The organism is Natribacillus halophilus, from assembly GCF_900100185.1.
GTDB lineage: Bacteria > Bacillota > Bacilli > Bacillales > Marinococcaceae > Natribacillus > Natribacillus halophilus.
Genome location: NZ_FNEN01000004.1, coordinates 215,668 through 224,504, shown reverse-complemented (window position 1 = coordinate 224,504; position 8,837 = coordinate 215,668). Strand labels below are relative to the sequence as shown.

At 46.3% G+C, this 8,837-nt stretch carries 9 protein-coding genes and 2 pseudogenes; 3 read left to right on the top strand and 8 right to left on the bottom strand.

Features of this window, described 5'->3' with window-relative positions; all coding sequences use genetic code 11:
• From BLS58_RS17825 to BLS58_RS07280, 3 genes and pseudogenes are all read right to left on the bottom strand, one after another.
• Positions 1 to 196, bottom strand: a pseudogene (locus BLS58_RS17825) (IS4 family transposase); the annotation flags it as partial.
• A 568-nt stretch (positions 197 to 764) separates the two neighbouring features.
• Complete coding sequence (locus BLS58_RS07285; protein ID WP_090397470.1) at positions 765 to 2,576, bottom strand: ABC transporter ATP-binding protein; 1,812 nt, start codon at positions 2,574 to 2,576, stop codon at positions 765 to 767.
• Positions 2,577 to 2,593: 17 nt separating this feature from the next.
• Positions 2,594 to 4,342: an ABC transporter ATP-binding protein gene (locus BLS58_RS07280; protein ID WP_090397468.1), complete on the bottom strand. Its 1,749-nt coding sequence runs from the start codon at positions 4,340 to 4,342 to the stop codon at positions 2,594 to 2,596.
• Between the two features lie 235 nt (positions 4,343 to 4,577).
• Between BLS58_RS07280 and BLS58_RS18340 the strand changes: the two genes are divergently transcribed.
• The gene (locus tag BLS58_RS18340; RefSeq protein WP_090397466.1) at positions 4,578 to 4,811 is read left to right on the top strand and encodes a DUF2512 family protein; all 234 of its coding nucleotides are present in this window, start codon (positions 4,578 to 4,580) and stop codon (positions 4,809 to 4,811) included.
• On the opposite strand, the pseudogene BLS58_RS07270 reads toward BLS58_RS18340, so the two are convergent.
• Positions 4,794 to 4,895 (bottom strand): annotated as a pseudogene (locus BLS58_RS07270) (helix-turn-helix domain-containing protein); the annotation flags it as partial. The gene BLS58_RS18340 and the pseudogene BLS58_RS07270 sit on opposite strands and share 18 nt — an antisense overlap.
• 201 nt (positions 4,896 to 5,096) lie before the next feature.
• On the opposite strand from BLS58_RS07270, the gene BLS58_RS07265 reads away from it, so the two are divergent.
• Positions 5,097 to 5,813 carry a TspO/MBR family protein gene (locus BLS58_RS07265; protein WP_342705517.1) on the top strand — a complete coding sequence of 239 codons (717 nt, stop codon included), beginning with the start codon at positions 5,097 to 5,099 and terminating at the stop codon, positions 5,811 to 5,813.
• An 8-nt stretch (positions 5,814 to 5,821) separates the two neighbouring features.
• Here the strand turns inward: BLS58_RS07265 and BLS58_RS17205 are convergent, their stop codons facing one another.
• The 3 genes from BLS58_RS17205 to BLS58_RS07250 form a co-directional block, all read right to left on the bottom strand.
• The gene (locus tag BLS58_RS17205) at positions 5,822 to 6,127 is read right to left on the bottom strand and encodes a hypothetical protein (RefSeq protein WP_143018885.1); all 306 of its coding nucleotides are present in this window, start codon (positions 6,125 to 6,127) and stop codon (positions 5,822 to 5,824) included.
• 385 nt (positions 6,128 to 6,512) lie between these two features.
• A complete protein-coding gene (locus tag BLS58_RS07255; RefSeq protein WP_090397460.1) occupies positions 6,513 to 6,824 on the bottom strand; it encodes a reverse transcriptase family protein in 312 nt (103 codons plus the stop codon).
• A 383-nt stretch (positions 6,825 to 7,207) separates the two neighbouring features.
• Complete coding sequence (locus BLS58_RS07250) at positions 7,208 to 7,615, bottom strand: YugN family protein (protein ID WP_090397457.1); 408 nt, start codon at positions 7,613 to 7,615, stop codon at positions 7,208 to 7,210.
• Between the two features lie 344 nt (positions 7,616 to 7,959).
• Here BLS58_RS07250 and BLS58_RS07245 point away from each other — a divergent pair, with 344 nt between their 5' ends.
• On the top strand, positions 7,960 to 8,415 hold the full coding sequence (locus tag BLS58_RS07245; RefSeq protein WP_090397455.1) for a TIGR02328 family protein: 456 nt from the start codon (positions 7,960 to 7,962) through the stop codon (positions 8,413 to 8,415).
• On the opposite strand, the gene BLS58_RS07240 is transcribed toward BLS58_RS07245, so the two are convergent.
• A complete protein-coding gene (locus tag BLS58_RS07240; protein ID WP_176764653.1) occupies positions 8,321 to 8,809 on the bottom strand; it encodes a DUF1722 domain-containing protein in 489 nt (162 codons plus the stop codon). The two genes, BLS58_RS07245 and BLS58_RS07240, sit on opposite strands and share 95 nt — an antisense overlap.
• Positions 8,810 to 8,837: the final 28 nt, after the last annotated feature.

The window sequence follows — 8,837 nt, the reverse complement described above, 5'->3', positions numbered from 1 at the left end:
TGTTTAAAAGCATTAGCGGAAACACCAACATTAACGTGATGATGTCGGTGACGGGATATCCTTGCTGTTTCTTGAATCCAACCTTATGACAAAGGGAGCGGAAGTTGAACGATTTCATAACATCCCTTACAATAGAATCAATTGAAAATCCATGAGTTTGAATTACTTTTTCAATCTCTTTGGTTTTTCCCCGCATGTGATAACACGTCCTTTTGGCATGATTTGGATTGGTACCTTAATTATACCAAAAGCCCTGTGTTCATGCGGGTTTTTTATGGATTTTATGCGGATTCAAAGGCCATTTTTTCTTGGTTTATCAAGGTGCGAAACTCGAGGAGCGAAAATGGGTATGTCCCTCGTGCGGGAACGAAGAATACAACGAATCTGCGATCATGCGCAATGTCGAAGCATTTACATTTCTTTTTCCAAACGAAAAGATTACAACCAACACGATTTACGACTGGTGCGGGGTTAAAAGTTCAGCAAGTAAAGTGAAAAGGGTTCTGGCGAAAAATTTTACGCGCTATAGCCATGGGAAAGGTTCGTATTATGGCTAGAAGGATTCGGTTGGAGCACTTTTTCGGGCTGATCACCATGCTTCACACTACAACGGATGTGGTTGGAACACTTTTTCCGGCTATACACCGCGATTCACGTTCCAACGCACTCGGTTGAAGCACTTTTTTCCGCAACATACCACGATTCACGCCCCAACGGACTCGGTTGGGTGCCCATTGACCGAGCTCGCACTCCAAGCGACCCCCTCACCCATCCAGCGCCTGGAACTGGCTCACGACGAGGTCATAGTATTTCCCCCTCTCCCGCATCAATTCCGTATGCGTCCCTTGCTCCAAAATCTGCCCCTGCTCCAACACAATAATATTATCCGCGTCCCGGATCGTCGACAGGCGGTGAGCGATCATCACGGAGGTGCGACCTTTTAATAGCCTCCCCAACGCCCTTTGTATTTTCAGCTCCGTTTCCGTGTCGATGCTGGCGGTGGCCTCGTCGAGAATAATGATTTTCGGGTCAGCCAGGAGCGCCCGGGCAAAAGAAAGCAGTTGGCGCTCTCCGACGGACAAGACGTTGCCCCGTTCTTCCACCTCGGTTTCAAAACCGTCCTGCAATTTTAAAATAAACTCGTCGGCACCGATGGCTTCCGCGGCTTGCATCACTTCTTCATCGCTCGCGTCCGGCCGTCCGAAGCGGATATTTTCCATAATCGTACCGGAAAAAATAAACGTATCCTGCAAAACAGTACTGACCTGTTCGCGCAATTCTTTTAAACGATAATCGCGTATGTCTTTGCCATCCAACCACACAACCCCGCCCGTGGGATCATAATAACGGGCAATCAGATTAGCGATCGTCGATTTCCCCGATCCTGTGTGGCCGACGAGCGCCACCGTCTGACCGGCAGGCATGCGAAGCGACACCTCATCCAGCGCTTTCCGTGAGTCATCGTAGCTAAACGTCACGCCCTCAAAAGCAATTTCTCCACGCAAATCACGTGCCCGGTCGCCGTCTTTTTTATCTACTACATTCGGCTCTTCATCCAAAAATTCAAAGATCCGCTCCGAGGACGCCATCGCCACGAGCAATTGATTGTACACTTGCCCGAGCCGGGAAATCGGCTCCCAGAACATGCCGAGATAAAAGGCAAACGAGACGAGCACCCCGAACTCAATCGTCCCTTGCGAAATCAAGTACGCCCCGTACCAAATGAGCACCGCCGACCCTAACGCGTTCGACATTTCCACAAACGGGCGAAAAAACGCGCTCTTGCGTGATGCTTCATCCCAGGCATCATAATTTTCGCGGTTAATCCCGTCGAAATAGCCCATGTTCGCTTTTTCCTGGCTGAAAGACTGCGTCACGCGCACGCCCTGAATGCTTTCGTTCAAATGGGAATTGAGCTTCGCCTGGCGAATGCGCACGACTTGCCAGGAACGCCGAATCCGCCGGCGCAATTTCGTGGAAATCACGAACATGATCGGCACGACAATCAACACGGCAATAGCCAGAGGCGGACTCAACACAAAAAGAATCACGATAATGCTTGCGAGCATGACAACATCCATAAGCAAATTGATGATCCCGTTCGTGAACAGCTCCTGCAAAGCATTGATGTCATTGACGACGCGCACTAAAATCGACCCGGCCGACCGCGAGTCAAAAAAACGATTGGAGAGCGTTTGAATATGGTTGAACAATTGTTTTCTCAATGCATGAATCGCATCCTGCCCGATTTCATTCGTCCATTTGATCCGAAAACGATTGGCGATTAAGGAAAAAATATATAATAATAACGCGAACACGGCGAGCTGCAGCATCAAGCCATAATCTTCGTTGGCAAGGGCGCTGTCCAACGCCCACTGACCGATGATGAGCGGAACGACAAGCCGAACCGCCGTCGTAATCATCATCGCGATAATCGCTTTCGGAATCAGCCCTTTACTCGTTTTCATATAGGCAAACAGCCGCACTAATTTTCCCCAGTTAAACGGCTTCTCGATCGCCGTATCCTGACTGTAGCGAAATCGCCCCATGACCCGCGGGCTCGTTTCTTGCGCCATAACTGTCCTCCCTCCTCTCAACTGGTCGTGTGCACGGCTTCCATATCCTGGTATTGAATATCGTAAATGCGACGATACAAACCGTTATTCGCCAGCAATTGCTCGTGACTGCCACGTTCTGAGATCTTTCCTTCATCCAGAACGAAAATATGATCCGCGTGCTGAACGCTGGAAATCCGATGGGCAATAATGAACGTCGTTCGCCCTCGCATCAGTTCCCGGAACGCGGCCTGAATTTTGAATTCCGTCTGCATATCAACGGCACTTGTCGCGTCATCAAGGATGAGGATACTCGGATTGATCAACAAAGCACGTGCGATGGAGATCCGCTGTTTCTGGCCGCCGGATAAACCCATGCCCCGGTCACCGAGCACCGTCTCATACCCATCCGGAAGCGCCTCTATAAATTCATGGGCATCGGCGCGCCGGGCGGCATCGATGATCTTCTCCATCGACACATCCGGCTCTCCGTAAGCGATATTGTCGCGAATCGTGGAGCTGAATAAAAACGGCTCCTGCAAAACGAACCCGATGTGCTCACGTAGCGACCGAACCGTGTAATCGCGATTGTCAACGCCATCAATAAGCACCTCGCCTTCACTCGGCTCATAAAAGCGGGCAACCAATTGCGTGATGCTTGATTTCCCGGCGCCGGTCGCGCCCATTAACCCGATGACTTCGCCGGCCCGGACTTGAAAGTCAATATCCTGAAGGGCTGCCTTTTCCTCTCCGGGATATTTAAACGTCACCCCTCGAAAAGCAACGTCGCCTTGAATATCTTTCGCCGGCCGTGCGTGTTCACGGTCATAAATATCTTCTTTTTCATTTAAAACTTCAAGCAATCGTTCTCCGGAGGCTTTTGATTGGCTAAACGTATTAATGATAAAGCCCAGATTCATGAGCGGACCCATGATGTACCAGACGAGACTAAAAAAAGCGACGAGTTCTCCGGGCCTGAGTGTGCCGTAAATCGCCAAATAACCGCCATAAGCAAGCAAGAAAACGACCGTCAAATTACCGATAAATTCCATGACCGGAAAGTAACGGGCCCATATGCCGGACGTATATAAATAGGTATCGCGATAATGCGTATTTTTTTCATCAAAACGATTCATTTCAAAATCTTCCCGCGATAACGATTTCACCGTACTGATCCCGCTCACATTTTCCTGCACGCGCGTGTTCAGGCTCGCCATGGAGATGCGTATATTTTTAAACGCCGGGTGCACGAACTTGTCAAACCGTTGCACGGTAAAAAAGAGCAGCGGCATCATCAACAAGGTAACAACAGCAAGCTGCGGCGAATAATAAAACATGACCACGAGACTGAACGTGACGATCAGGACGAAATTGAAAATTTGCGCGAAGCCAAAAGAAAGAAAAAAGCGAAACGCCTCCACATCAGCGGTGAGACGTGACATTAAATCGCCGGTCCTGGCGTTGTCATAATATCGGAAAGGCATAAACTGCAATTTTTCATAGAGCCCTTCCCGTAACTTGTAAACGGTGCGAATGCCGAAGACATCGCCCCAATATTGATTAAAATAAGCCGCGATCCCCTTGAGCAACATGATCAGGATGAAGCCGATGGATAGGAGCGGTATGATCGAGAAATTTTGATTGACGATCCCCTCATCGATGGCAAGCTGTAAAAAGATGGGATAAACTACGGTGAAACCGGTCACAAACAGTAAGGCAAAAATCGACCCAAAAAAATAACGCCGATACGGCCAGTAAAATCGGCTTAATTGTTTGAAAATATCCACAGCCTCACCCCGTACAATGATTTTTCACATAGCGGATTCCAATATATCGTGTTTCGAAATGAATTTCCATAATTATGTATGTTGATTTACTGGCCACATATGCCATAGACTTTAACATTCGCTGATTTTCAAACGATTGCTCCCTTTTTCATTAAACCCCGAGCTCCTTGGCATGTTATGACTGAAACATATGGGCACATTATAATAGAAAACGAATAGACTGGAGGTTGGATAAATGTATCATGTCTTAGCTTTAATCATTAAATTTCTTATGATCACTGCTGTACTAGAGCTGATTATATGTCCATTTTTCGGCATCACATTTGGGAATACCCTTTGGATCAGCCTTACTATAACAGGGGCAGCCTATCTCATCGGCGACTTGTGGATCTTACCACGATTCGGAAACGTTAATTGTACGTTTTTAACAAAAACTTCCAGCATTGCGGATAAAAAGGGCAGGTTGTGAAATATTGCATTTTGCGGCAATTTCCCTGGTCGTCACACCTCGATAGCCTTTTTCCATAAACAACTTTTCAGCTGTCGATAATATGCGGGCTCTTGTATGCGATTGATCTTCTTCATTTGTCGTTTACTCAATTCAATTTATTCCTTGTTAACGTTGTTATATAGCTTAGTATATATACTGGGGTTTCTCATGCCAAATAACAAGGGGTAAATGATTTTTTCCCACCATCATTTCGTGTATAATCTTAAGCCACTACATATGAAGGGGTTGACGACGTTGCAACCAGTGCTGCGAATATTCATCGTGAACATGGGGTTTTTCATTTTAATGTTATTCATCAATTATTCCGTAGGTTCAAGTGTCGGCGATGTCGCAAATGAGCAGCCCGCATTGATTCAACCGGCAGGTTATGCTTTTTCAATTTGGGGGCTGATTTATGCCCTGCTTTTCGTCTGGATCATCAGAGGTTTATTTGTACGTGATGAGAAAACGAATGTATATAGAGACACTCAGGCGCTTATCCCGATCAACTTTCTGCTGAACAGTGCTTGGATTATCACATTTACCCAAGAATATATCTTCCTTTCAACCGTTGTTATCTTTCTCTTGCTATTCTCCCTTATCCCTCTTTATCGTATCATTAAACGAAATCGAAACAGTGGTTTGATGGATCGTCTTCCGTTTTCCATCTATTTGGGCTGGGTATCTGTAGCCAGTATTGTGAACGTATTCACCGGCTTTTCCCGAAGTAATTTAACAACATTTTTAGGAACGGGGGAATTGGGATGGAGCGTTGTAATACTCATGATTCTGACTGTCGTTGCTATTTTGTTGACACGGCTAAACCGGGATATTTGGTATCCACTTGTGTTTATCTGGTCTTACCTGGCTATCTTTATCAGAAGTGATGAAGAGACCATCAGGTGGGTTGCTCTCATTAGCACCGTCCTTCTAGTTATCATCGTTTTGCTGCAGGTGATATATAACTTGAGAAGACGATGAACAATCAGTTAAGCAAGTAAGTGTAAAATCGCAAACAACAAGGGCAGTGTAAATGCAGCCGCAAGGCTTGGAATGAATACCGCGACCGAAGCGAGCGCAGCATCCCCGCCATAATTTTCCGCATACATACTCACAGTTGGCGCACAGGGAGTAGCAGATATAAGTACTGCGATCGCAAGCCAATGAAGGTACGCTTTCATCGTATGTAAGCAAAAGGAAATGGGCGCATCATTGAGTAAATCGAGTAGGAGGCGGTGACTAACCGCCGACCTCTCACACCACCGTACGTACGGTTCCGTATACGGCGGTTTCATTTAAATCCAACGCATGGTTTGATATCGTTTGAAAAGACTCTTGAGCCCTTGTTTGACCTAGTACCGGTCACCGAGGACTCTATGCAAGATAGGGCTGTGGGCCATTCGCCAATAAGCCTTTCTTGTTCATCTAGAACAATGTTGGAAAGGAGCGGACTTAACGGGCCGCCTTATGCAAAGCTTCGCATAACCCACCTTGCGGTGCGCCCAAGGGCGTATCTTCGTACAGCGCTCCTTCCATAACCCCTGCTTTCAAAAATTGATTGATGAGTTGAATAACAGAGCCATCCGTGACTCGTCTACGGAATTGGGTTTCCAAGCGGTCATGCGGGATCGTGTCAAAGTAACTTTGCAGATCCGCATCAATGACATACTCATAGCCCTCTCAGAGGTGTTTGCTTACCTGAGCAAGCGCCATATGAGCGCTGATATTTGGGCGAAATCCGTAACTGCACGACAGGAAGTCTTCCTCAAAGATCGGTTCGAGAATGTTTCGGATCGCCGCTTGAACCACTCGATCCTCCACGGTAGGAATCCCTAGCGGACGCTTCTTTCCATTCTCTTTCTCAATGGTTTTCCGGCGGACAGGTTTTGGATGATAGTCCTTCGTTTTCAGCTTTTGGTGGAGCACTTCTAGATTGTCCTCCAGCTCTGCCTCATAGTCTCCAATCGTTACCTTGTCTACGCCGGGCGCCATCCCGCTCGCGTGCCAACATGGGCCCCAATATGGGTTTCAGCTCTGTTCAGGGATTTGCTTTCAGATCCTCCGCACAATACCTCGCGGTCATCGCACTATCTGTTAGCTAATGCTTACCGGCTGTTCGGTTGCATTCGGGACTCGCACCCTATAATAGCGTATGTGCTGCCACTCGCGAAAAAGAACAAGCGAGTCACCTTCGCTTATTCTTTAGAAAAACTGCCATTAATACGTTTCTGCAGATATCGATATTTCCATTAATTTCCTTATATCAAAAGTTATCGACGTCATATTGTCCCTTTTCTGCAGTTTTGATAATGTCTTTTTTCGACACATTTGCATGAAAACATTGGAATTTTAAACTGGACACTATTTCAGCCATTCTATACCAATAGTGCCTGTTCCACCTCTCGGATAAGGTTCTTCCCTTCCTGAACGTATTGATCTTCAACATAGGCGTCTTTCTCTTCGGGGGAGGCAAATTGATTCCATAATGCGCTGAAAACCGGATTCGCTTCTTCGGCTATTCCGGCCTCATATCTGTGAGATAAAAGGAACGGTGTCCCTAAAACAACCTTAGTCTTGTCACTCCCGACTTCACCTTCGGTTGCGAAAAAAGGTATACGCAGAAATTGGTAGCCGTGATCGTCATCCTCGTCCATTTTATAATCCATATAGCCGTGATCGTACTCCCAGTTGCCTCCCATATCAAAGCCAAGCGGCTTTAGCCTTTGTTCCAATTCTTTTTCCGTCATTTCCAATCCGTTGATTCGTGATTCCAGCTCATACATCAAACACAACCCCCTACATTTGGCGTCTTATCCTTAATAAAATAGCATTCCTCACGGTCATCCAGTTATGCAGAAGACGTCGACTTGAAGGATTTTCCAAACTTTTATCTAAGAATACAGACATAAAAATGAGGAACGTTAATGATGAACTTAAAAGTAAGGGGATGAAAAATAGTGGCCACAGTCGCAATGAGTCAAGGTGCAACACTTGTACAGGAATGCATACAAACGTTCAAGGTACATTGAAAAACGAACGAAAGCCGTTCTTTCTTCGGGAAGATTGGCTTTTTTTACGGGCGAAATTGTGTCACAATGATAGAAATACCTCTGGAGGATTACATGAGATGCGCTTATGGCATGATGATTTAATTCCGTTTTTACCACGCCAGCAATTGCTGGGCCAGCATCGGGAATGTTGTGCATTACGGGGAAAAGGTTGGGACAAGCCCCATTCAACCGTGAATTATGTTTTCCAATACAGTCCTTACCGCCTTTATCTATATCACCAGCGCGTGATGGACGAAATGCAGGAGAGAGGATATCGCGTCGATGAATTATGGATAAATCCGCTGTATCGGGGAAAACACTGTGATCGCCATCACTCTTTGGAGCGCATTTCAATAAAGGAAACCCCTATATATCCTGAGCACAACGATACCTACCTGAACGAATGTCTTGAAAACCTGGAAGAGAAAGGGGTTATCATTACTCATGCTGCTTTAAATGATCCCCATACCACTTCCACGTATAAGGCGCATAACGACTCCCACCGATCTTCATCGCTACGGGAACTTCATTAAAACCGATTTGTCTCCGCCATAAACGGCAAGGCATTAAATACGGTTTCTCATGTTCAAAGGTGAGCTTTTCCAGATCTTGCAGTGCTGTCTCCGGTTTATTTGTAATCAATTGATTCATTTGTTGCCGTTCATCACGGCAAAGCTCTTTTTTGAAATAACCGAGCATATGATAGAGGGCATTGGTAAGCTCGGGGAGATTTGCACTGGCAACTGTTTGATGAGCACGTTCTATTTCAGATAACTGCTCATAAGCATGCAGCAGATCACGCTGATCGGGGCGAAAAGCCGTGCTAATTTGACGATATTGTGCTTGTGAACAAGCCATCACAAAATACTTATTCGCTGCCCATACTGCCTCTGCAGCTTTGCCGACGTTTTTCCGAGATGTGATCACTAACTTGAGGCTCCTTTTCAAATATATA

Coding starts and splice junctions, on each gene's coding strand:
- BLS58_RS07245 (WP_090397455.1), top strand. CDS start 7,960: ATGCGCTTATGGCATGATGATTTAATTCCGTTTTTACCACGCCAGCAA.
- BLS58_RS07250 (WP_090397457.1), bottom strand. CDS start 7,615: ATGTATGAGCTGGAATCACGAATCAACGGATTGGAAATGACGGAAAAA.
- BLS58_RS17205 (WP_143018885.1), bottom strand. CDS start 6,127: ATGAAACCGCCGTATACGGAACCGTACGTACGGTGGTGTGAGAGGTCG.
- BLS58_RS07255 (WP_090397460.1), bottom strand. CDS start 6,824: ATGGCGCCCGGCGTAGACAAGGTAACGATTGGAGACTATGAGGCAGAG.
- BLS58_RS07285 (WP_090397470.1), bottom strand. CDS start 2,576: ATGGCGCAAGAAACGAGCCCGCGGGTCATGGGGCGATTTCGCTACAGT.
- BLS58_RS18340 (WP_090397466.1), top strand. CDS start 4,578: ATGTATCATGTCTTAGCTTTAATCATTAAATTTCTTATGATCACTGCT.